This is a genomic window from Clostridium rhizosphaerae (assembly GCF_016765585.1).
In the GTDB taxonomy this organism is placed as follows: Bacteria; Bacillota; Clostridia; order Clostridiales; family Clostridiaceae; genus Clostridium_AT; species Clostridium_AT rhizosphaerae.
Window position 1 is genome coordinate 335,646 of sequence record NZ_JAESWC010000002.1, and the last position, 23,896, is coordinate 359,541.

At 33.7% G+C, this 23,896-nt stretch carries 23 protein-coding genes and 1 pseudogene; 10 read left to right on the top strand and 14 right to left on the bottom strand.

What is annotated here, in order from left to right; translation table 11 throughout:
- Positions 1 to 303: 303 nt before the first annotated feature.
- The 3 genes from JK636_RS04855 to JK636_RS04865 are packed head-to-tail and all read left to right on the top strand — an operon-like array spanning position 304 to position 3,055.
- Positions 304 to 648: a helix-turn-helix domain-containing protein gene (locus tag JK636_RS04855; protein ID WP_202747703.1), complete on the top strand. Its 345-nt coding sequence runs from the start codon at positions 304 to 306 to the stop codon at positions 646 to 648.
- Positions 648 to 1,484, top strand: coding sequence for an ImmA/IrrE family metallo-endopeptidase (locus tag JK636_RS04860; RefSeq protein ID WP_202747704.1), 837 nt, complete (start codon positions 648 to 650; stop codon positions 1,482 to 1,484). Before JK636_RS04855 ends, JK636_RS04860 begins: the two co-directional genes overlap by 1 nt.
- A 59-nt stretch (positions 1,485 to 1,543) precedes the next feature.
- Positions 1,544 to 3,055 (top strand): recombinase family protein, encoded by a 1,512-nt coding sequence (locus tag JK636_RS04865; protein ID WP_202747705.1) that lies wholly within the window; start codon positions 1,544 to 1,546, stop codon positions 3,053 to 3,055.
- Positions 3,056 to 3,212: 157 nt separating this feature from the next.
- Here JK636_RS04865 and JK636_RS04870 read toward each other — a convergent pair whose 3' ends face one another.
- A complete protein-coding gene (locus JK636_RS04870) occupies positions 3,213 to 3,704 on the bottom strand; it encodes an NUDIX hydrolase (RefSeq protein WP_202747706.1) in 492 nt (163 codons plus the stop codon).
- 209 nt (positions 3,705 to 3,913) lie between these two features.
- On the opposite strand from JK636_RS04870, the gene JK636_RS04875 reads away from it, so the two are divergent.
- Both JK636_RS04875 and JK636_RS04880 read left to right on the top strand, forming a co-directional pair.
- A complete protein-coding gene (locus tag JK636_RS04875) occupies positions 3,914 to 4,777 on the top strand; it encodes a tyrosine-type recombinase/integrase (RefSeq protein WP_202747707.1) in 864 nt (287 codons plus the stop codon).
- On the top strand, positions 4,770 to 5,930 hold the full coding sequence (locus tag JK636_RS04880) for an IS91 family transposase (protein ID WP_202747708.1): 1,161 nt from the start codon (positions 4,770 to 4,772) through the stop codon (positions 5,928 to 5,930). Before JK636_RS04875 ends, JK636_RS04880 begins: the two co-directional genes overlap by 8 nt.
- Before the next feature lie 421 nt (positions 5,931 to 6,351).
- Here the strand turns inward: JK636_RS04880 and JK636_RS04885 are convergent, their stop codons facing one another.
- The 8 genes from JK636_RS04885 to JK636_RS04915 form a co-directional block, all read right to left on the bottom strand.
- Positions 6,352 to 7,146 (bottom strand): sugar nucleotide-binding protein, encoded by a 795-nt coding sequence (locus tag JK636_RS04885; RefSeq protein ID WP_202747709.1) that lies wholly within the window; start codon positions 7,144 to 7,146, stop codon positions 6,352 to 6,354.
- 507 nt (positions 7,147 to 7,653) lie between these two features.
- Entirely contained in the window at positions 7,654 to 8,970 is a 1,317-nt protein-coding gene (locus JK636_RS04890) for an amidohydrolase (protein WP_202747710.1), read from the bottom strand.
- Between the two features lie 29 nt (positions 8,971 to 8,999).
- Positions 9,000 to 10,538: an adenine deaminase C-terminal domain-containing protein gene (locus tag JK636_RS23995; protein WP_338025752.1), complete on the bottom strand. Its 1,539-nt coding sequence runs from the start codon at positions 10,536 to 10,538 to the stop codon at positions 9,000 to 9,002.
- Between the two features lie 6 nt (positions 10,539 to 10,544).
- Positions 10,545 to 10,706, bottom strand: coding sequence for a hypothetical protein (locus JK636_RS23555; protein ID WP_243428121.1), 162 nt, complete (start codon positions 10,704 to 10,706; stop codon positions 10,545 to 10,547).
- A 22-nt stretch (positions 10,707 to 10,728) separates the two neighbouring features.
- Positions 10,729 to 11,787, bottom strand: coding sequence for an ABC transporter substrate-binding protein (locus JK636_RS04900; protein WP_202747711.1), 1,059 nt, complete (start codon positions 11,785 to 11,787; stop codon positions 10,729 to 10,731).
- Between the two features lie 2 nt (positions 11,788 to 11,789).
- Positions 11,790 to 12,854, bottom strand: coding sequence for an ABC transporter ATP-binding protein (locus JK636_RS04905; RefSeq protein WP_202747712.1), 1,065 nt, complete (start codon positions 12,852 to 12,854; stop codon positions 11,790 to 11,792).
- Positions 12,855 to 12,899: 45 nt separating this feature from the next.
- Positions 12,900 to 13,682: an ABC transporter permease gene (locus JK636_RS04910; protein WP_202747713.1), complete on the bottom strand. Its 783-nt coding sequence runs from the start codon at positions 13,680 to 13,682 to the stop codon at positions 12,900 to 12,902.
- A 1-nt stretch (position 13,683) separates the two neighbouring features.
- On the bottom strand, positions 13,684 to 14,511 hold the full coding sequence (locus JK636_RS04915; RefSeq protein ID WP_202747714.1) for an ABC transporter permease: 828 nt from the start codon (positions 14,509 to 14,511) through the stop codon (positions 13,684 to 13,686).
- 190 nt (positions 14,512 to 14,701) lie between these two features.
- Between JK636_RS04915 and JK636_RS04920 the strand changes: the two genes are divergently transcribed.
- Entirely contained in the window at positions 14,702 to 15,022 is a 321-nt protein-coding gene (locus JK636_RS04920; protein WP_202747715.1) for a hypothetical protein, read from the top strand.
- Positions 15,023 to 15,046: 24 nt separating this feature from the next.
- On the opposite strand, the gene JK636_RS04925 is transcribed toward JK636_RS04920, so the two are convergent.
- Positions 15,047 to 15,253 carry a hypothetical protein gene (locus tag JK636_RS04925; protein WP_243428190.1) on the bottom strand — a complete coding sequence of 69 codons (207 nt, stop codon included), beginning with the start codon at positions 15,251 to 15,253 and terminating at the stop codon, positions 15,047 to 15,049.
- A 101-nt stretch (positions 15,254 to 15,354) separates the two neighbouring features.
- Between JK636_RS04925 and JK636_RS04930 the strand changes: the two genes are divergently transcribed.
- From JK636_RS04930 to JK636_RS04945, 4 genes are all read left to right on the top strand, one after another.
- Entirely contained in the window at positions 15,355 to 15,807 is a 453-nt protein-coding gene (locus JK636_RS04930; RefSeq protein WP_338025729.1) for a hypothetical protein, read from the top strand.
- 735 nt (positions 15,808 to 16,542) lie between these two features.
- Positions 16,543 to 17,388, top strand: coding sequence for a site-specific tyrosine recombinase/integron integrase (gene xerA / locus JK636_RS04935; RefSeq protein WP_202747717.1), 846 nt, complete (start codon positions 16,543 to 16,545; stop codon positions 17,386 to 17,388).
- A 5-nt stretch (positions 17,389 to 17,393) separates the two neighbouring features.
- Entirely contained in the window at positions 17,394 to 18,548 is a 1,155-nt protein-coding gene (locus JK636_RS04940) for an IS91 family transposase (protein ID WP_202747718.1), read from the top strand.
- A gap of 532 nt (positions 18,549 to 19,080) precedes the next feature.
- Entirely contained in the window at positions 19,081 to 19,500 is a 420-nt protein-coding gene (locus JK636_RS04945; RefSeq protein WP_202747719.1) for a hypothetical protein, read from the top strand.
- A 296-nt stretch (positions 19,501 to 19,796) separates the two neighbouring features.
- Here the strand turns inward: JK636_RS04945 and JK636_RS04950 are convergent.
- From JK636_RS04950 to JK636_RS04965, 4 genes and pseudogenes are all read right to left on the bottom strand, one after another.
- Positions 19,797 to 20,192 (bottom strand): annotated as a pseudogene (locus tag JK636_RS04950) (sigma-70 family RNA polymerase sigma factor); the annotation flags it as partial.
- Positions 20,193 to 20,305: 113 nt separating this feature from the next.
- Complete coding sequence (locus tag JK636_RS04955) at positions 20,306 to 21,952, bottom strand: penicillin-binding transpeptidase domain-containing protein (protein ID WP_202747720.1); 1,647 nt, start codon at positions 21,950 to 21,952, stop codon at positions 20,306 to 20,308.
- Positions 21,953 to 22,011: 59 nt separating this feature from the next.
- A complete protein-coding gene (udk, locus tag JK636_RS04960) occupies positions 22,012 to 22,632 on the bottom strand; it encodes a uridine kinase (protein ID WP_202747721.1) in 621 nt (206 codons plus the stop codon).
- Positions 22,632 to 23,858, bottom strand: coding sequence for a peptidase U32 family protein (locus JK636_RS04965; RefSeq protein WP_202747722.1), 1,227 nt, complete (start codon positions 23,856 to 23,858; stop codon positions 22,632 to 22,634). Before JK636_RS04965 ends, udk begins: the two co-directional genes overlap by 1 nt.
- Between the last annotated feature and the right edge of the window lie 38 nt (positions 23,859 to 23,896).

Consider the following 23,896-nt stretch of genomic DNA (forward strand, 5'->3'; position numbering starts at 1 on the left):
ATACTGTACATAAAGATTATTAATCTTTATGCCCCTCAATACCCTTCATAAGTTTTCAATCAGTAACCATAAGTATATATTACAGTTTCATCCAGTAAACAGCAATGTTCATATTTTACTGGTTGTAACCATTTTACATATTTATATTAATCTATCAGCAAATACCTATTATTTACATTAATTCTCTTGAACTTTTGTTTACAACTGGTATATAATATTGTTAATGATATTTTACTGGGTGTAAACTACAGAACATAAATTAAGAAATTATATGGAGCTATGGTTATTGAGGAGGTGAAAACAGTGATTGGAGATAATATAAAAAAGATACGAGAAGACTCAAATATATCATTATCAGAATTAGCAGAAAGAATTGGTATATCGAGATCATACCTAAGCTTAATCGAAAATAATCAGAGAACAAATATAAAATCAGAATTACTGAATAAGATTTCTGAAAGCTTGAATGTGCCTGTTAGTACGCTGCTCGGAGAAGAACAACAAGAAGAGGTCCCCATAGGCTTTTTACATATTGCCAGAGAAGCTCAAAAGAATGGCTTAACTCCTGATGATGTTAAGTTTGCTATAGATTGGCTCATAGAAGCTAAGAAAAGAAGTAATAATTTTAAAAAGGAGAAAGATAAATAGTGGTCTTAAATGGGTATGTGGGAAAAGATAAATTATATGAGATTATTAATGATAAACTATTAAGCCTTAATATTACTGAAGACAGCTACCCTCTTGATTCCTTCAAAGTAGCAGAAGCTTACAAAGATAAGCTTAAAATAGAATTACAGCCCTTTCCGAATCCTTTGCTTGGCGGTTTATTATATAAGGATCCAGATAATGTAATGAGTTTTATGGCCATTAATTCTTTAAAGTCAAGGAAATCTCAAAACTTTGATGTTATGCATGAGTTATGCCACTATTGGCTTCATGATGCCGGCGAACATCTCTGTTATGACAGTAACTTTATCTTTCAGAACAAAGGCATCGAATGGCAGGCTAATGAAGGTGCAGCTCAGGCCTTGATGCCGGAAAAGCTTTTTAAGCAAATGTACATATATTTTAGTGGAGATACTAATAAGTTATCAGATCATTTTATAGTAAGTAAAACAGCTGTTGAATATAGAATTAAGAATTTAAATCTGTTCCCGCCTTCAAAACTGCGAGGCCTCTTATATAAAAGCAAGAAAGCTCATCACTGCTTAGTATGCGGGAACTTAGAGATTGAGCATGTTGATAATTACTGCAAGATATGCGGAAATGACATGTTTTCTTTTGGTACCAGTTATAAGTGGTCAGTTTATTCCGATGTACCTGCTGATGAAAACAGATGTCCTGAATGTAAAAAGTATTTAGATAGAAACGCAAGATACTGCAGGCACTGCGGATCTGCCTCCATGTTATTTAATTTTTTAAGACCCTGGTATGAAGATATAATGTTTATAGAAAAGCATCCAAATGTTCTAAAGTGCCTTTAGCCGGTAGTATATTAGAGGGAATGAATATATATCCGACTAATGGGAGGTTAAAGTCCTAAATGGATAGAATTTGCATGTATCTTAGAAAATCTCGTGCAGATGAGGAACTTGAAAAAACTTTAGGTGAAGGCGAAACCCTTTCTAAGCATCGGAAAGCATTATTAAAGTTTGCCAAAGAGAGAAATTATAACATTGCTCAGATAAAAGAAGAAATTGTCTCTGGTGAAAGCCTCTTCTTCAGACCTAAAATGCTGGAGCTTTTAAAGGAAGTGGAGGAAAAAAAGTACGACGGTGTTCTGGTTATGGATATGCAGCGTCTTGGCAGAGGTGACATGCAGGATCAGGGTATAATATTAAACACCTTCAAACAGTCAAACACTAAGATAATTACTCCAAATAAAGTTTATGATCTCAATAATGATTTTGATGAAGAATACAGCGAATTTGAGGCCTTCATGAGCAGAAAGGAACTCAAGATGATTACAAAACGTATGCAGGGCGGCAGAGTAAGAAGTGTTGAGGATGGTAATTACATAGCTACCAATCCCCCGCTTGGTTATGAGATTCAGTGGGTTAAAAGAAGCAGAACCTTAATAATAAATCCTGAAGAAGCAGAAATAGTTAAAATGATTTTCAAGCTTTACAGCGAAGGCAATGGCGCAGGCAGCATAGCAAATACTATGAACAGCTTTGGCTATAAAACTAAATTTAAAAATAACTTCTCCTCCAGCAGTGTTCTTGCCATACTTAAGAATCCCATCTACATTGGAAAAGTCACCTGGAAGAAGAAAGAAATAAAGAAATCTAAAAATCCTGATAAAGTTAAGGATACAAGAACAAGGGATAAAAGTGAGTGGATAATCGCTGATGGCAAACATGAGGCTATCATTGATATGGAGACCTGGAATAAAGTACAGCAAATAGGTAAAGGCAAGTATCATATTCCCTATCAAATAGCAAACGGACCGGCTAATCCAATTGCAGGCTTAGTTATATGCGCTGTCTGCGGCTCTAAGATGGTTATGAGAAAATACGGCACGAGTCCCCCCCATCTAATCTGCCTTAAAAAGTGCGGCAACAAAAGCGCCAGATTTGAATATGTGGAGAAAACAATTATAGATGCTCTTGAAGGTTATTTAAAAAATTACAAAGCAGAAGTAAAAAAAGAAGAAAAAAACAATATAAAAGTCTATGAATTACAGCTTGTAAATCTAAAGAAAGAACTTGAAACCTGCAATAATCAAAAACTAAAATTATTCGATTTGCTGGAACAAGGAGTTTATGACAATGCCACCTTTCTTGAAAGGTCCAATCTTCTAGCGGATAAAGTCTCTAAAATTATGTCAGGCATAGAAGGACTAAATAACCTTATTGAACAAGAAAAAAGAATAGACCGAACCGAATACAGTCAAAGGCTTCGAGAGGTTGTATTTGCTTATAAAGCTTCTAAAAATGTGCAATATAAAAATGAGCTGCTTAAAAGTGTTTTGATTAAGGCTGAATATAAAAAAGAAAAGCATCAGAAGAATGATGATTTTGAGGTGAAGTTGTTTCCGAAATTAATGCGTTAGGCAGATGGTGGGCCTAACGCATTTGGTTGTTTTAAAAAGACGATGATGCAGCAGTTTCTAATTATGATTTTGTAATGTTAGATTTAGTGAATAAATTGGGACAAAATAAAATTGTGTAGTAAAGATTATATTGATAATATCAGTAATAAGTTGAAATTTATCTAATAGAATCTAAATATTCACTCATTCTTATTTTATATGGCTGTACATACATATCAGTTTCAACAAATTTTAAGAATTCTTCCCTAGTCAGCCACAAATATGATATTGTTTCTCCTTCTTGAAGTATAATAGACTCTTTATCGCAATCAGTTTCACACAAGTATCCGTAGTATAAAGTATCGTTGCTAATATATTTGTATATACTTTCTAATTTTTCAGCTTCAACTCCTGTTTCTTCTTTAAGTTCTCTAACCGCTGCATCATATGGTTCTTCGCCTTTTAGTGAACTACCACTAGCACCTGCCTCATATAAACCTGGATAATTAGGTTTTTTCCACTCTCTCTGCATAAGCAGATACATCCCACCTTTATGTTTAACTATTATTTCACTTATCAAGTGAAATAACCCTTTAGGAATTTCTTCTCCTCGAATTAATTCACATCCTGCAAGTGTTCCATCTTCTTTATATGCATCCCATATTTCCATTATCTATTACCTCTTTAAATTACTATTTATATAAATAAACCTTAAATTCACATTATTTGCCGAATTAAAAACTTTAGTAACTTCCTATAATATGGATAGCACTAAACCGCTGGCGCGGTGGTTTTCTCAACTCCATAATATACTTTAATTTCTTTTGTATGCATCTTCTTTAAGTGGAAATAATCTGTCACTAGAGGAGATGATTTTTTATGACAAAAGAACAAGTTTTAGAAAAATTAAAATTTGATATTGAACTTAGGGGGCTAAGCAAAAATACACAAGACGAGTACTACACTAAAGCTAAAATCTTTCAAGATTACTATGATAAGCCTGCAACTGAACTAGGTGAAAGGGATATAAGAGAGTTTCTTCACTATCTCTCAACTGAAAGAAAGCTTACTTCTGGAAGTGTAAACTCCTACAATAGTGGACTTCGCTTTTTATACGGAGTAACATTAAATATTAACTTAAACTGCAAACAAATACCTCGGCATCGGAAGAAACGTGAGTTTCCTGAAATACTCTCTCGAGTGGAGATTCAAACTCTTCTTGATGCCTGCGATAATTTGAGAGATAAAAGTATCTTAATGACAACCTACGGTTCAGGACTTAGACTTAATGAAGTCGCTTGTTTAAAAGTTTCGGATATTGACAGTAAAAAAATGCAGCTGCTTATACGATCCGGAAAAGGATCAAAAGATAGATATGCACTACTTTCTCAAGCTACCCTCGAAATATTGAGGGATTACTGGAAGGTGTACCGTCCAAAAGAGTGGCTTTTCTACAGTAGAGTAAATACCGGAACACACATTACTCCTAAAGCTGTTCAGAACATGTTCCACAAATACATAGACAAAGCCAAAATAACTAAGAAAGTCACAATTCATAGTTTAAGACATAGTTTCGCTACTCACCTTCTCGAATCAGGTACAAGCATATTTCACATTAAGCAATTACTTGGGCATTCAGATATCAGTACAACTTGTTTTTATTTGCATTTACTTAAGATTGAATCTTTAAACGCAACGAGCCCTCTCGATACTTTTACTAAACTGGAGAAAACTAATGGCTGAGGTTCAAGATATCTTTTTAAGATATGGCGTAGCCTATGTAGAAAAACATAAACTCTCATATATCCAGCATAAAGCCATGTCTGCAATTCAAAAGTGCAGAACTTCCCAGTTAGGCGGACATATAGATATATGTGAAAACTGTGGAGATACCCGAATATCCTACAATTCCTGCCGGAATAGGCATTGTCCAAAGTGTCAAACACTTGCTAAAGAGCGATGGATAGAAAACCAAAGAGCCAATTTGCTTGATATCGGATACTTTCATATAGTTTTCACTATTCCAGACACCCTGAATCTAATGGTATATCAGAATCAAAGAGAACTGTATACTCTGATGTTTAAAGCTGTTGCCGAAACTCTTACAGAATTAGCATCCGATAAAAAATATCTCGGTGCTAAACTAGGGTTTACCTCTGTTTTGCACACCTGGGGCCAAAACCTTATGCATCATCCACATATCCATTGCATTGTGCCTGGCGGCGGACTTTCTTCAACAGGGAAATGGGTAAACAGTAGAAAGAAATTCTTTATCCCAGTTAAAGTGCTATCGCACAAATTTAGAGGTAAATTTCTGTATTATCTTAAACAACTCTATTTGCAAAATAAGCTTGAATTTCATGGCAGCGAAGCGTATCTTTCTGATACCATTAAATTTGAAACTCTGCTTTCCTTTGTCTATTCCAAAGAGTGGATTGTATACTGCAAGCCACCTTTTAAAGGCGCAGCCTGTGTGGTTGAATATTTGGGTAGATACACTCATAGAGTTGCTATATCAAACAAACGTATTGTTAGTATTGAAAATAATAGTGTTACGTTTAAGTGGCACGACTACAAGGATAATAGTAAATGTAAGCTAATGACTATTTCTGCAGAAGAATTCATCCGTAGGTTTCTTGTTCATATACTGCCAAATGGATTCATGAAAATCAGGCATTATGGCTTACTTGGAAATCGAAATAAGAACACTAAACTAAAGACTTGCAAGCAACTTACGAATACCCCAATCTTACTAAAAGAAAAAATCTCTACCATCAAGTTAATTCAAAAACTTACTGGCAGAGATCTATCTAAGTGTCCTAACTGTGGATCAGACAAACTTATACGACGTAGTTGCTTTTCTAAGTCTCCCCCTTCATCTTTACAAACTGTATAAAAAAGTAACAATACCCTATCCTGGGGAGGGGGAAGTTATGTTTTTAATTAAAATTTCATTGATATTTTTGTGTATTTATCTCTTGACCTTTAACTAAAATCTCAGAAAACTATTGAATTAGCGAGGCATAGAACTATTCAATTCCCATAGATTCTCTTGTAATTCAGCGGTTTCGCGCTATCTGAATTATCCAAAGTTAGGCGATTATTCTATCTTTTATACTCAAACTCTTATTCAGGGTTTGAGCTTTTTTCAGCCTAACTTCGTATAATTTGCTAAGGATAATGGGAAGTTGATAAATTTGATATCTACTGGTTTGGTTATTCAACAAATCATATAATTGTTGACATTATTTAAAACCTCATTGGTGAACAATATAAGAATATTATGTATTAAAATTCACTTATATTGTTATTATCATTCAAATGTCTTGTATTATGGTATTTAGCAGAAGTTTTCTTCTATCGTTACTTAAATTATGATATATCGCTTCTTCCTTGTAATCAGGTATTATAAAACTGTTATCAATATTCATTAGACTTGCTAAATATTTATTAAAAATATAATGACTCACTGGCTTTTCTCCTGATATATTTATTGTTCCTGTAAAATAATTATATGCAAGTTCAATTATTGAGTCTGCTAAATCTTCTACATTAACAAAACTGGCATACATATTTGCTGTTCTTGAATACTTTTTGCCTATTTTTGAAATTTCAAGTAACCCTTTCATTCTACAATCCATTTTGCCATCATAATCATACCCATATATACTCCCAGGTCTTACAATTACATGATTAGGGTGCTTTCTAACAATGTTTTCCCCTTCAATTTTACCATTAATATATTTATGTAAATATTCATCAGATTTACGTTTATGAGGAATTATATCTTCAATCTGGTCTTTTCCTTTTCCAACTGTAGTAGAAACGTAAATAAAGCGTACATCTTTAGAAATATTATCAACTATCGCATTCAAACCTATTTCTGATAATAACATTTCTTTTTCTGTATCCATAATGCTCCAAATAATTATATCTGGTTTCAATGACAGTATTTTATCTATATCTAACTTATCCAATACATTAATTTGTAAAAGTTCGTGATTAGTTGAGGTATTGCAAGTTCCATAAATGTCGTCATTACTATACTCACTAATTTTCTTATATATTGTATTTCCTAAATATCCACTTGCTCCTATTATCAATAATTTCATAAACGTTCTCCTCGTATTTTAAAAATTCTATCATTTGTACGTCATAATTTACTATTCCGTATTAATTAAGAACTCTATCTATCTAAAATTATACCACAATTGCAATACTGAATAAAAAAACTTACTAACTTTTAACTTCCCATTATTAGCCTAATGCGATGTTGGTAGACACACTACTTGTGATATGTCTCACCGTAACAGTGTTCCCTATCGGGAACGTAAAACTTAAGCGTATCCTTGAAAACCTTACTTGCCTCATTTATAGCTTCTTCTTCACTACTAAACTCAAAAACTGGCAGTTCAATATTTGAGCAATTAATCCTTTTTTACTTTCCCCATTATTTTCCCCATTTGATAATCCATAATATTTTAAAGGGTTACAACAATCCTTAATCCATGATTGGAGCATCTCTTAAGAATAATCCGACTTCTGAATATATAATATTCTCCCATGTCATACATTTTTTTATAGAATGGAATTGTTTTATGAGGAAAAAATTATGAAGCTTAAACTAGTTTCTCCGCTGTTTTTTTAATCTTTTCCCTTAATTTTTTCAATTCTTCTCTGACTTCAGCAAAATTGAATTCAGTGAAATTCTTGTCCTTAATCAAAATTTTCCCGTTCACTATGACTGTATCCACATTGCCCGCATTGGCAGAGTAGACTATGGTAGAATAATAATCATAAATAGGCTGCATATTAACAGAAGAAGTTTCAAGTATGGCCATATCAGCCTTTTTTCCAACTTCTATAGAGCCTATATATTTGTCCATGTTAAGCGCTCTGGCTCCTCCTATGGTTGCCATTTCAACTATTTCTCTGGCAGGGAAGAGGGTTCTGTCTTTATTAAACAGCTTGTGAATTTTACCTACAAGAGACATTTGAGTTATAATATCTAAAGTGTTCCCGCTCATAGGGCCGTCGCTGCCAAGCCCAACCTTAAGTCCTCTTCCGTACATTTCCTTTAGGGGCGGCACTCCTTTGCCGGCCTTTGAATTGGCGCCTATATTATGTGCAATTCCTATATCCCTTTTTTCAATAATATTAATATCCTCCTCTGTAACATGTATTAAATGAGCAGCAATAAAGTTGTTGTCCAATACACCGATGCTGTCCAGGTACTGTACAGGTGTCATATTATACTCTGACTTGTACTTTTCAATTTCAAAGTCCATTTCTGCAACATGCATAATCATAGGAACATTGTATTTTTTAGAGAGCAGAAAGGCATTTTGAAGATGCTGGCTGTCGTTAGTATAAGGTGCATGAGGGGCTACTGCAGGAGTAATAAGTTCATCCTTTTTCCACTTCTCTATAAACCATTCAGCGTAGCCTAACCCGCCATAAGATTCCTCGCAGTCCGGAGAGGGGAAATCCACAACAGTTTCTCCAAGTACAGCTCTGCTTCCAAGCTCCTTGGCAGCCTTTGCTACTTCGTCCTCAAAATAATACATGTCCGTAAAGGTAGTTACTCCCGAAAGAAGCATTTCTGCTATTCCATATCTGGAGCCTAAAGACACCAAAGAACTGTCTACAAGCATATTTTCCAGAGGAAATATATACTTTTTAAGTCTGTCAGCAACATCATCTCCAAGGCTTCGAAAAACTACCATAGCAGCATGAGTATGGGTATTAATCATTCCAGGCATTAATATGCCATCTCTGCCGTCTATTATTTCTTCTGCTTTATATTTCTCAAGTATCTCTGCTCCTCCAACGGCCTCAATTAAATTGTCCCTTATAGCTACAACACCATTTTCTATGATTTCCTTTTCCTTATTCATGGTAAGTATATTTACATTTTTTATAATTTTCCTATTCATAAGATCACCTGCCGTATTTTTAATGTTTATCAGCAAAACAAACTCACTAGTTCCTGGTCCTTAACTCTTATTAAACCTTTATCGCTAATCTTTAATGCAGGACTCACTGGAAGAGATAGAGTGCTTAAGGACATTATTTCATTATTATGATTATAGCCTAAAGCTTTAAGGGCATCTCTGACCGACTGCAGCTTATCGGCTAATACAGCTATCGGTTCTTCTGACAGTATGCCTCCTACAGGAAGCTCTAAAGAAGCAATTATCCTGCCTTGATTTGCTACACAAATTCCGCCGTTATTTTCAATAACCCAGTTGGCTGCCAATGCCATATCTTCAGCGGACTTTCCAAGAACCATAAGGTTATGACTGTCATGTGCATAGGTTGAAGCTACTGCACCCCTGTTTATTATATCTCCGCCAACCAGTCCATAGGCTCTGCTGCTGTTTTTATTATATCTTTCAAATAGTGAAATAAGGCAGTAGTCGGATTCCTTCCACTTGAGAAGGCCATTATCTACAAGTATATTATCATGGATTTCCTCAGTAAAGGTGCTGTCTGACTGCACCTTCATTATTCTGCACATAACACTTTTTTCATTTACAGGAGCAGCAACATTAAAATCCGAAGCCGATAATCTCTGAAGTTTTACACTGTTGTAGAAATGGGACGGGAATTTATGAATAGACCTGCTGTACTTGTTTATAGTTTCCCTAGTAATTTCTGTACCATTTTTATATACTGCCTCAACAGTAAATGCTTTAATATCGCCAAGTAAAATAAAATCTGCCTTTTTACCAGGTGCTATGCTTCCTCTGTCTGCAAGTCCCATTCTTCTTGCCGGAGTATAGGTAGCTGCATATACAGCCATTTCAGGAGGCATGCACATACTGATAGCTTTCTTTACAAAGCCGTTAAGCTGAGAGTGCAAAAGCTTGTCTGCCATCGTATCGTCAGTGACAAAGCAAAAATGCTCGAATAAATTGTTTTCAATAAGATACTCAATATTTTCTTTTGTCATGGATTTCTCTTGTATTTCCATGAACATGCCGTTTTGTATTTTTTCCTCTAAGGATTGAACAGTTTGCTGAGTATGGTCTGCATCTACTCCGCTGTAAATATATTTTGAAAGCTCCAGACCTGATATTTTAGGACAGTGCCCCTCTATTAACAAATTCGGTTTCTTTTCTTTTATGAGATTTATTATGTTATTAATTTTAGAATTCTTATTCTGTACTAAATCCTTAAAATTCATGACCTCTCCAAGACAAACTATATCCTCCATATGAAGAAGTTTCTCCACATCTTCCACATCTATGCTGGAACCTGAGGTTTCCAAGCTAAAAGAAGTAGAAGGGACAGAGCTTGGAATGCCGTAAAATATATCAACTAAATCCTTGCATTTTACGGCATTCATTGCTTCTATTCCTTCTAGTCCAAATACATTTGCAATTTCATGTGGATCCGCCACGACAGTTGTTACACCGTGTGCTGCAACTGCCTTGGCAAATTCAAGAGGAGTAGTCATAGAGCTTTCTATGTGCATATGAATATCAATAAGTCCAGGAATAAGATATCAGCCTTTTCCATCAACTGTTTCCTTGCCTTTCAGCTGCATGCAGTCTGCTTCAGAAAGATGAAGAAACCTTCCGTTTAACACAGCCACATCTCTGCATAGAAATTTTTTGAGGTAAGCATTGAACACCTGCACATTTTTAATTACTAAATCTGCTTCCATGTTTTCTCCTTTAGCAGCTTGATTATTTGTTAAACAGTCTGTTCCACTGATCTATCCATGATTTTAGCTGTTTGTTTACAAAGCTGTAATCTAAGGTATTAGCTTTATTAGTGCTGTCGCCATAGGTTAGGTTAGCTGCTGTTTTTTCATCCAGTTTTACGTCAACATTTATAGGTGAGTCACCAACTAGAGCTGCAGTTTTGCTTTCAACATCTGCACTTAATACAAAATCAACAAATTTTAAAGCCAAGTCTTTGTTCTTTGAATTCTTAGTAATATTTATTGTATTAAAGTTTAGGTATGATCCTTCTGAAGGATCTACAAATATGGCATCAGGCATAGCCTTTTTAATGGAACCAACTACAAAGTCTGCAGCTACTGCAGCTACGATTTCACCGTTTGAGAACATATTTACTAAATCGGAAGATTTGGTGTAGGTCTTAACTACATTTGGTTTTAAAGCTTCAAGGGACTTGAATGCACTTGCTCCATTGTCGCCCTTAATGTCGGCTCCGGCCTGTAATCCACCTGCAAATACCATAGCAGGTCCAAAGGTAGTAGCGATATCAGGAATTGCTATTTTACCCTTTAAATCTGCACTCCATAAATCCTTCCAGGAGGTTATCTTTCCTTTTACTTTTGAAGGGTTGTACACAATAGCTGCACGGTTTAAAGTATAAGCAGGGCCATAGCCTGCATCAACAAATTTCTGAGCTATAGGAAGTATCTTCTTTGCATTTGGTACCTTGCTATAATCTATTTTTTCAAACAATCCATCTTCTATTCCTTGCTGTGAATAAGATTCAGCCAAATACATTACATCCACAGTGCTGTTAGGATTATTCTTAAGCTTGGCTAATCTTTCATCGTTATTTCCTGTTTCAACAACAACTTTTACATTGTTTGCCTTTTCGAAGGGCTCAATTACAGTTTTCATGTATTGGTCCTGGTTAAGCCCCCAGGTTGAAACTACTAATTGCTTTGGAGCTTCTGCGCTTGCCATTGTATCCTTTTTTGCTGCACAACCTGAAAGTGCTGTAGTTGCAATAATACCGGCTAATAAGATTGATAGTTTTTTCATTGTTATTCCTCCTTAGATTGTTTTACTATTATTAATTTATTTGAAAGTAAGTGTAACTTTACCTTGTCACCCTTGCTGTATAGCTGGTCCTTGCTGCTGTTTACGGTTATTGAGCCTAGTTTAGTCTCAACACTGTATTGATAGCCTTTTCCAAGAAAAGTTCTTATTTCAACTATGCCATTTATTATATTTGCAGTATCCTTGCTGTCTGCTGCAGTTATGTCGATATCTTCAGGCCGTATAGTTCCTTTAACCTCAGTATCAGCAGTTTTATCAGCATTTTCTATGTGAAGCCCAATACCGTCATTTGTCTCAAACAGGCCATTCTTATAGGTCTTTAAATCTATAAAGTTTTCAAAACCTACAAATCTGGCAACAAACTCTGTTTTTGGACGAGTATATATATTTTCCGGAGTATCATACTGTTCTACTATACCTTTGTTCATTACTGCAACCTTGTCTGAAATAGAAAAGCATTCTTCCTGGTCATGCGTTACAAAGACTGTGGTAATACCAAGCTTTTGCTGTATTTTTCTTATTTCAACTCTCATCTTAAGCCTAAGCTTTGCATCAAGGTTGCTTAAAGGTTCATCCAAAAGCAGCAGTCCAGGCTTAATTACCAAGGCCCTTGCCAATGCAACTCTCTGTCTCTGTCCGCCTGATAATTCTCTTGGATATCTTAAACTTAAGTCTTTTAAATCCACAACCTCTAATACTTCTTCTACAACCTTTTTTATATCCTGTTTTTTCAGCTTTCTTAGTCTTAAACCAAAGGCTACATTATCAAAAACATTCAGATGGGGAAACAATGCATAGCTTTGAAATACTAATCCAAAGTTTCTTTTATGAACGGAAAGCTTTGTGTAATTTTTATTGTCAAATATAAAATCTCCTTCCTTTGGGTCAATAAAGCCGGCAATAACTCTAAGGGTAGTGGTTTTGCCGCAGCCGCTGGGACCAAGAAGTGAAACCAGCTCACCTTTTTCAATATCCAGGTTCAGTCTTTTCAGTATGTCTGTTTTCCCATCATAGGAAACTCTAATATTCTTTAAATTTATTAATGCCATAGTGCTCCTCCTGTATTTCTTAAGAAAATATTAGGATTATTTTGCTTAATTGTTAAAGTTACTTAGTCCCAAGGTTTTTTCTACGATGAACATTATAAATACAGTCAGTATCATTAAAATTACCGATAATGCAGAAATTGTAGGGTCATAGTTGTATTCAACGTAAGTCATCATACTTATAGGCAAGGTACTAACTCCGGGACCGGTTAAAAATAAAGATGCAGGTACATTGTTAAAGGAATTGATAAAAGCCAGCATGAAAGCTGCAATAACTCCCGAAGTTATATTAGGCAGCACAACCATGAAAAAGGCTTTTACTTTTGTTGCTCCAAGGCTTACAGCTGCTTCCTCTATTGAAAAGTCCAGGTTTTCAAGACTTGATCCAACCACACGAATTATGTATGGGATAACTATTATGACATGTCCAATAAGAAGACTGGCAAAAACCTCAAGTTGAAGCTTTATAACCAGAAATCTGAAAAATGCAAAGCCTAAAACTACACCAGGCACTATTATAGGAGACAAAAATATATTTTGTATTACAGCCTTTCCTCTATAGCTTTTTCTGCTTAATGCATAGGCTGCAGGCACTCCGATTATTAAGGCTATTATTGTTGCTAAAACTGCTACCTTCACACTTATTCCGAGAGTTGTCATAAATGTATCCGAACTAAAAACATTGATAAACCATTTCATGCTAAATCCCTTTGGTGGGAAAGCCATAACATTGCTGGAATCAAAAGCGGTAACAACAATAATTAAAAGCGGTGCAATCAAAAATATGTATACTAAGGACACAAATAAAGTTAACAGCTTACTACCTTTCATCTTATACACCTCTTTCATATAATTTTGAGGATAATTTATTTATGAAAAACATTACTGCAAGAGTTATGAGAATCATTACTGTTGAAAGAACTGAAGCCTGCGTCCAGTCGCTTAAAGTCATTGCTTTTTGATACATCAAGGTAGCTAAAACCGTATTTTTATTTCCTCCAAGAAGCTGAGGTGTTGTATAGGCGGTAAAGGTACCTGTGAATACTAATACGCTTCCAACAATCATTCCCGGTACACTTAATGGGAATATAACTTTTAGAAAGGCTAAAAATCTGTTTGCTCCTAAGCTTTCCGCTGCTTCAATAAGGTCATCGTCAATACTGTCCATAACTCCTACCATCGATATAATCATCAGAGGCAAGAAGAGATAAACTGAACCTACTATAATAGCAAACTCTGTATATAAAAGCTTTTGGGGTTCGTTAAAGATATGAAGCGCTACAAGTGACTTATTAATAACTCCGTTTTTCCCCAGGATGGTCATCCATGCAAAGGAGCGTACAACGGAGTCTGTCAACTGAGGAAATATAGCTGCAGCAAGAAGTATTCCCTTCATTTTTTTACTGCTTTTAGCAACGTAATAAGATACGGGAACTCCTAAAATTACGCATATTATTGTTGTTAAAATACCGATTCTTACAGTACGCATTAATATGCTCATAAAATAATCATCTGTAAAAAAGTCCATATATCTTTTTAGCGTTATACCCCCGTTTTGAATAAACGTAGGCAGTATGTTGCTTAATATTGGCACGAACAATAATAGTGTTATCACAATTAGACCGGGTATGAGCAGTAGATGTATACTATGTTTTTTCATCGCATGCCTCCTTACTTTTCGAAGTGAAAGATAGAATATTACCAAATAATTTAATACGAACAATACTTAACATGTATAATTCATTGTTCACATTTATCCTATCACTCCAAATTTTGTGAGTCAAATCATTATAACTGCATTACAATAGGTTACCTCTGAATACCTATAAAACTAAACGATTACTTAAAGTATGTCTCAAGGGAACGTTTATGAACTGAAAGTGCCAATAGATGAGAGCAAGGACCATTTGCTAAAATGGATGGTTTGGACTAAGAAAGAACCTGAAGATATAGACAAGAAGCTTGAGAGAATAAGAAGCAATGAGAAAAACGATGATGGTACAAGAAAGAAGGATATGATTTGGGTGCTGTTTAAGGAGGAATATGAGAATTCCAAGCTAAAAGATTTGGAGTTAGAGTCTTTCGATGCCGCCCAAAGGAAAATATTACAAAACGAAAACGGGGCGTTTATCATTTTTTCATTATCCGATTTGGAAAACATCAAAAAATGATAACCGTCCCGTATACCCTAATTATCAGTTACCTGCCTGTAATTCCTTATCAATTAACTTCTGCACTCTACCAAAGGAGATTTCTTTATTTTCACCTCCTAAAGCAAGAAAGCTCTTAGCTAAATCCTCTGTTATAGATTCTAATAAAGTCATAAACTGAGTATGTGCAAAATTAAACTTTGGGTCTTGTTCATCTTGTCCAAATACAGAGTAAATTAACCCCTCAATCATCTGCTCCATTCCCCAAAGTTTTAATAGGAGATTATCTTTACAATATAGGCGTAACAATATACTTATGCAGTATAACAAAATCAGTTGGTGCTGTTGCTCTAATGTGGCTGTCCAGAGGAGTTTTAAGAATACCTATGCTGTATCTATCTGGCATTATTGCAGACTCCTATAATAAGAAAAAGATAATTACAGTTACAAACCTCATTAGTGTTATCTTCGCATTTCTTTTCATATTTGCTAACAATGAACGAATTTGGCTTGTATATATTTTAGCTTTCTTATTGCAGTCCCTAAACGATATTGATGTAAGTTCTGAAACAGCTATACTTCCCGAAATAGTATCAAAAGAAGAACTATCTTATTCAAATGAGACCTATAAAGTAGCAGTATCATATGTGTTATTAAACATAAAACCAAAAGGTATTATTTACTTTGATTATGCCTTGGCAATTGGTGGTCTAACAGTTCCATTTATAGTTAAAGCTCTTTCTCAGAAAAGTAATGTAAAAATATTTATTCTTTCTACTGTAGTTGTAGGAATTGGATATATTTAATAGAAAAAAGTTGTGTTATTATTTCAAAAGCTTCTTTATCACTTTATTTTTAACTTGTCTTATTTCAATCACCCTTCCTTTACCATCCTATTCATAAACTTTTTATATCTTTTACTATGTCCTTTTATCCCATCCACTTTGATAATAAAAACTACCATCGAATGAAAACATTAAATAAATTATACAAAGCTTTCTTAATACATTCTCATATCTTGAAAACACTTGGCTTACAAAAAACCGCTGTTACTTGTGGTGCGGTTAAATGTGCTTAATCCTAAATAAAAATCAAATATTAAATTACGTCGTAATATAAACATTTAAGACATTTTTAAATAATAAAGGCTTTTTATCCTCAACTTCCCATTATATACATAATATGTAATTTCCTATTAATTCCTATAATTAATTATAATTCTACAGACATATATATTATCCTCCACAATTTGTATAAGAATCAAAAAATCCGAGACACTGCTCTCGGATTTCATTTACATTTTAAAAGTTGGCTATGTTAAAGAATAGTGTTGAAAATAATATATACCATTTATAGTAAGTATTATCCACATGCTGTATAAAGGAATTAATTCGCAATTGTAAGATAGAACTAAATCGCTAAAAGCGATGGCTGGTGTAGTGATTAAATCAAAGTTTATATGTAAAAAATAAGAAGTGAAGTTTCTTTCTCAAGGAAGCTTCACTTCTCACATTTTACACCCCATTTATAGGAGTGATAAAATGTATCAAAAAATAGACAAAATGATTAAGGATTTAGAAATTCGTGGACGAACACCAAATACCATTAAAAATATGGTGTGGTCCATAAAAAACTTTTCTAAATTCTATAACCAGCCACCTGAACTACTAGGTGAACATGATATTATCAACTATTTAGATTATTGCATTAATCAGAAGAAATTATGCAGGGGAACTGTAAATGCTATAAATAGTGCATTAAAAATTTTCTATGTTGTAACTCTTGAAGGCAGTTGGAGTGATTTAAGAATTCCTAGGATTAGATACGATAAGAAGTTACCTTCTTATCTGACGAAGGAAGAGGTAAAAGTTTTGTTAGATAACATCACTTATTTGAAACATAAAGTAATTTTATCTACAATTTACTCTTCTGGATTAAGAGTCAGCGAAGCTGTTAACCTAAGAATATCTGATATTATGAGCAAGGAAATGAAGATTAGAGTTAGAGTTGGTAAAAGAAATAAAGAACGATATACTTTATTATCTGAAAAAAATTTACTGCTATTAAGAGAATACTGGAAAAAGTTTAGATATAAAAACTATTCTCCAGATGATTATCTATTTATTTCTAGGCAAACTGGCGAGCAATTAACTAATCGTGGCGTTGAAGCAGCTATGGAAAAAGCAGTAAAGAAAGCAGGTATAAATAAAAAGGCTACGCCTCATACGTTGAGACATTCCTTTGCTACTCATTTAATGAATGATGGAGTAGATTTAGTTACCATTCAAGCTTTAATGGGTCACTCTAACATAAAAACTACATCAATATATTTACATGTGAAGGATTATCAAACACTGAATATTACAAGTCCTTTAGACAGAATGTAAGAGTTATGAGCTCATTACAGGAAGTTATGGTTCTTCATGGAGATAAGTATTTAAAATCTAAAAAATTGCCTTTAAATATTTATAAAACTTTATCGGCAATTAAGTATTGCAGAACTTCTGCTCTTGGAGGACATGTATATCAATGCGATAACTGTGGACAAATAAAAATTTCATATAACTCATGCAGAAATAGACATTGCCCCAAATGTCTATCTTATGCTAAAGAGCTATGGATTTATGAAAGACGTAAATCTCTTCTTCCAACACATTATTTTCATGTAGTTTTTACTGTGCCAGAAGAATTAAATTCACTAATATTATTTAATCAGAAAGAATTATATTCTGTACTTTTCAAATCTGTTTCTGAAACATTATTAGAGTTAAGCAGAGATAAAAAATATCTTAGAGCAGATATAGGATTTACAGCATTACTGCATACTTGGGGACAAAACTTGATGAATCATCCTCATATCCATTGTATTATTCCAGGTGGAGGATTAAGTTTAGGCAGGAGTAAATGGATAAATTCTAAAAAGAAGTTTTTCATTCCAGTTAAAGTGCTTTCAAGAAAGTTTAGGGGAAAGTTTTTATACTATGTGAATGAACTTTATTTAAAGAATAAGCTAAAGTTTCCATCCAATATTAGTGAGTTAGGTTCAAGAGATGTGTTTAATCAGTTTAAAGATTCTTTGTATAAAAAAGAATGGATTGTTTACAGTAAGCCACCTTTTGGTGGTGCGGAGCACGTGCTTCAATACCTTAGTAGGTACACTCATAGGGTTGCAATATCTGATAACAGAATAATTAAAGTTGATAATGACAATGTAGTATTTAAATGGAGAGATTATAAAGATAACAATAAAGAGAAAGTAATGACTTTGAACCCACAGGAGTTTATTAGGCGATTTACAATGCATATTTTACCTGATAGATTTGTGAAGATTAGGCATTATGGAATCTTAGGTAATAGGAATAAACAGTTAAAGTTTAAGCGATGCCTTGAAATATTTAGGGTTAAACCTAAAAAAGACGATAGTCTGTCGTCAGCAGAGCTATTCTTTAAATTAACAGGAATTAAAATTGGAATGTGTAAAGTTTGTGAGAAGGGAAATTTAATAAAAAAAGATAAGGTAAAGCCTTTAGGATATTTACCACCGTAGGAGTTAATAAAAGTGAATACTATCTTAATTAATGGGGAGGGGGAAGCTACGTGCTAACGCACGGAAAATCATATAAATTCAAAGAAAGTATTGGATTATTTTGGTTTAAAGGTGTAAAATTTCAGTATAAATATAAAAGGTGAAACTATTAACCCCCATACGGGGCTTTTAGCGACTTCGTTCTAGTAATTGATTGCGATATTGAGGCTCGTAAATTAAGACTTGCTATAATTTAACTTATAGTTAGCACTTAACTTATGAGCCAATTTTAACTCTCAACATCGCAATCAAGCCAACTCAAAGGATGCAGCAAGCCTTTGGCCATCTTCTAGGCTAGAGGCTTTTTTAACCTTTTCCTTTGGACACTTAGCTATAAGGAATGAAAGTGAGTATGGCAGTTAAGGAATATTTGAAACTACCTATTGGTTTAGCTCCTAGACGCGCATAACTAAAATTTGCCTTTTAATCACCTATTATAAAAGTCAGCATAATATAAACTGTAGAACAATTTTAATTCAAATTAGGAGGAAAAATGGCTTACAGACAAATGCCGCTTAACATGATGTGGTATCAAGGACCAATGGGAAACATGTATGATCCAATGATAGAGGAGGATGATGAACAAGATTTAGCCATGTTATATCCAAGTCTATATCATAGGGTAATGCCTTTGGTAATGTATCACGGCGATCAAATGGAAATGAAGTATGGACCAATGTACGCTCCTACAAGAGAAGAAGTAGGAAGAATTACTGACGACATATATGACAGGCTGGGAAGTGATATGAATTTTGATGAGTATGAAAACGAGGATGAAGGTGAAGAAAAATCAAGGCAGCGTCCTCGCAGAAGACGTTTTCCAAGGGATCTAATTTCAATACTTTTCCTAAGGGATCTTCATAGAAGAAGACGCAGAAGAAGACGTAGAATGCATTTTTACGGTGGATATTAAAGATAATTAATTTATAGAGAGTGGATTTCATAAATATCATGAGACCTACTCTTTTTTATTGAAGAAAAAAATAATGGCTTTTGATACTGATATAATAATTGATGAACAATTTTCTTATATGACGCAATATAGGCAACCTTGATGGGTTGCCTTTAATTTCAACATTATTCTTAAACAGAGTCTAAAAGTTAAATTTCTATTTTTCTGTCAGCTAAACAAATAATCATTCCATCACAACAAATTACAAATGTGCACTATCCATTACTTAACAGCGTAATAAATTACATACAACATCCTAAGCGCAATTCATTGCCTTCCTTATCTACTCCAATAGGTTCTTGTAAGTACACTTCCCCTTTTGTCTTCTTATTATTTCTTATAAGCATAAGTATTTCGTTTTCTATACATCTAGCTGCATAGGTTGCAAGTCTAGTGCCCTTAGAAGTATCAAAAGAATCAATAGCTTTTATTAAACCTACAGTACCTATAGATATTAAATCATCAACTTCCTTGCCAGGATAAGAATATTTTTTAACAATATGTGCAACAAGTCTTAAGTTTCTTTCTACTAAAATACTTTTGGCTAATAAATCACCTTTTTTTAATTGCTCTAAATAAGCCTCTTCTTCTTTTTCGTCCAGAGGTTGAGGAAATGAATTTCCGTTAGTTACATAAGCCACCAAAAAAGTCATACTACCAACCAAATCTAATAAACAATTTACGAAGTACACTGTTGTTCCTCCTAATAGTGCTTATTAATATAATATGGCTCGAAAAGTAAAAAAGTGCATGTACATATAATTTTTTATTTAGTTATATAAGAGTTCATTGATTTAACAATATCTTTAAATATAGGAGCAGCAGTTGTGGCAGCTTCTTCACCATTAACATCTATATCCTGAACATATACTACCATAGAATAATATTTGCTCTTAAGTTTGAAGAATCCTACAAACCATCCGTCTGAAGTTGTGACACTCCCATTAATTCTTGTAGATGTACCGGTCTTTCCACCAACTTCTATATTGTCGATTTGAGCCGTTTTACCTGTTCCATTCCTTACTACTTTAATCATTTGATTTTTAAGTATATTTGCTGATGATTTAGAGACAACCTGATGCTGCTCTGTTGTTAATTGTTCTATAACATTGTTGCTGTTATCAACATAAGCATCAATCAAGTATGGCTTTACATATTTTCCCCCATTAGCTACAGTATTAGCAATGGATATAGCCTGAATAGGTGTTATTCCCATGCTTTGACCTATAGCCAGCTGCCCTGCACCTTCCGTTTTTTGTGGTTCAACATATGTGCCCTTAACTTCACTGTCAAAGTTTAAAACTGTATTAAACAAGCCTTGGGATTTTGCAAGACTTATAAAATTATCTACTCCAACCTTATCGCCTATTTGGGCAAATATATTATTGCAGGATGCTACTAAGGCACCTTCAGCGGTTAATTTTCCGTGGTCCTTATTCTTACACTTATCATAAGCACCCGTATATATATCTTGTTTGCATGAATATATTTCATTTAAGGATAATATTTTCTTTTCTAATCCAGCTTCTTCCACTATTACTTTGAAAATCGAACCAGGGTCAAAGCCTGATACTGTTGCTGACCCTAGATTTACGTTTGGAAGTGAATCATCCTTTTGAGTCATAGATAGAATTTTTCCAGAACTGCTGTCCATTACAACAGCTCCTATTTGCTTGTAGTTTTTATATTTATCACTTGTCAGGACTTCCTTGACCTTATCCTGTAAGTTTCTATCTAAAGTAAGCCTTACATTATAATTATTTTTAGGCTCTATAAATTCAGTTGAAGTAACACTTCCTTCTATATCCTTATTAAATGTTAATGTAGGATACTCATTTTGCTTTGTTTTATTATAGATTTGCATTTCAATAGAATTATCATTTTTGTTTGCACTATCGTCTGTCTTTCTCATAGAAGTGAGCATATTCTCAATTTTCCAGGCTTCATTTCTATTAACAGTTGAAGATGAATAAACGTAAAACCCCTTTATATTCTTAATATTTTTTAACTTTTTGTATGTGGATTCATCTATTTTAAGTATCTTTCTCTCAGATGAATTTTGAATTCCTATTGTAGATAGGTCATATTTATCATCATAATTTTTTAATATAAAAATTAATGCAAATAGATCATCTGACTTTGCATTCATATCATTTCTTCTAAATGCTATTGGATCAATAACAGCATAATAATTATTTTTATAATCTAAAAGCTGTTTTCCATTTTTATCAAAGAGCATATAGTTTAGTTCTGATGCTTTAACTTTATCAGTATATTGAGAGTTCATCCATACACTAAGTTTTCCTGACTCGTCTATCATGCGCACTTTGATTCTCCACCATGCAGCACCAAACAATATAAAAAATATAATAAGCATAATTATAATTCTTTTATTTTTACTTCTTTTGTCCATAAAAACACCTCACCCTGTCTAAATTGTAGACCAAAGTGAGGTGTTTTATTCTAACAATGCTATTTTTGTAAAAATTGTTTTATATTTGCAACTATAATATCGATGGCTACTTTGTTATGACCGCCTTCTGGAATAATTATATCAGCATATCTTTTCGTGGTTTCTATAAACTGCATATGCATAGGCCTAACTACATTGAGATACTGATTAATAACTGAATCTACTGTTCTTCCTCTTTCATTTATATCTCTTATAAGCCTTCTTATTATTCTTACATCAGCATCCGTATCAACATATATTTTAATATCCAGTAAATTTCTAATCTCTGGTTCCTGAAGAATAAGTATTCCTTCTAAAATAATAATATCCCTAGGCTCAACTCTATTGGTTTCCTTTTTTCTATTATGAATCTCAAAATCATAAATTGGTTTTTCAACTGCTTGTCCTGATAATAAATCATTTAAATGCTGAACTAAAAGATGAGTGTCAAAAGCATCAGGATGATCATAATTGGTCTTGATTCTATCCTCGTAGGAAAGATTGCTTTGATCTTTGTAATAGGAATCCTGTTCAATCATGGCTATACATTGTTCACCAAATTTTTTATAGATTTCTCTTGCTATTGTACTTTTGCCAGACCCTGTACCACCAGTTATACCTATTAAGATTGGACGCTCCATTACTTATCCTCCTTAGCTTTAATGATCAAATCATCTTCTTGTAAAACTATATCTGTTTTAAATTTATATATCATTTGCGCTATTGGGGTTGATTCAATTTTATCCCCATCCATATTTGTTAGATCTTCTATAGCAACTTGGAAATTATCTCCTATTGGCCTTAATATTTCAACTGTATCATTTTCAAATATCTTATTTCTTTGCTCTACAGTTGCAATTCCATTTTCTTTATCATAACTTTTTACTACACCAACAATATCATGAGTTCTTATATAAGAAGAGCTGCCATAAACCTGTTTATTTTTCTCGCCAAAATAAAATCCTGTGTGAAATTCTCTATGACTGGACATTCCTAAGTTTTCTATCCACTTTTCATTAAACTTATATCCATCCATGTTCTCAAAATACGCATCAATTGCTTGACGATAAGCTTTTACTACAGAAGCTACATAAAAAGAGCTTTTCATTCTTCCTTCAATTTTAAATGAAGTTATGCCTGAATGAACAAGTTCAGGTATATGCTCTATCATACATAAATCCTTGGAATTCATTATATATGTTCCTTTATCATCCTCTATAACTTGAAAATATTCTCCAGGTCTTTTTTCTTCCATCAGATAATACTTATATCTGCAAGGCTGAGCACATTCTCCTCTGTTTGCATCTCTTCCTGTCATATAGTTGGATAGAAGACATCTCCCAGAGTAGGACATGCACATTGAACCGTGAACAAAAGCTTCTAATTCACAGCTTTCTGGCAATTTGCTTCTTATTTCTTTAATCTGTTCTAAAGAAAGCTCTCTTGCTAGAACAATTCTCTTTATTCCCTGCTTATGCCAGAATATTGCAGATTTATAGTTTACATTGTTTGCCTGAGTACTTAAATGTAATTCTAAATTAGGTACTACTTCTCTAGCAGTCATTATTATTCCAGGATCTGAAACTATCACTGCATCTACCTTTAAATTATATAATTCCGTTAAATATTCTTCCAAACCCTCTAAATCTTCATTATGAGGAAAAACATTTAATGTTACATAAACCTTTTTTCCTCGATTATGAGCAAATTCTATACCTTCCTTTAGCTCATCATTTCCAAAGTTATCTGCAAAAGCTCTTAGATTAAGCTTGCTTCCACCTAAATAAACTGCATCAGCCCCAAAATTAATAGCTGTTTTAAGTTTTTCCAAGTTACCTGCTGGAGCTAAAAGTTCAGGTTTATTCATTATTATTTCTCCTTTCATTCGAAGCACTGGGTAACTTA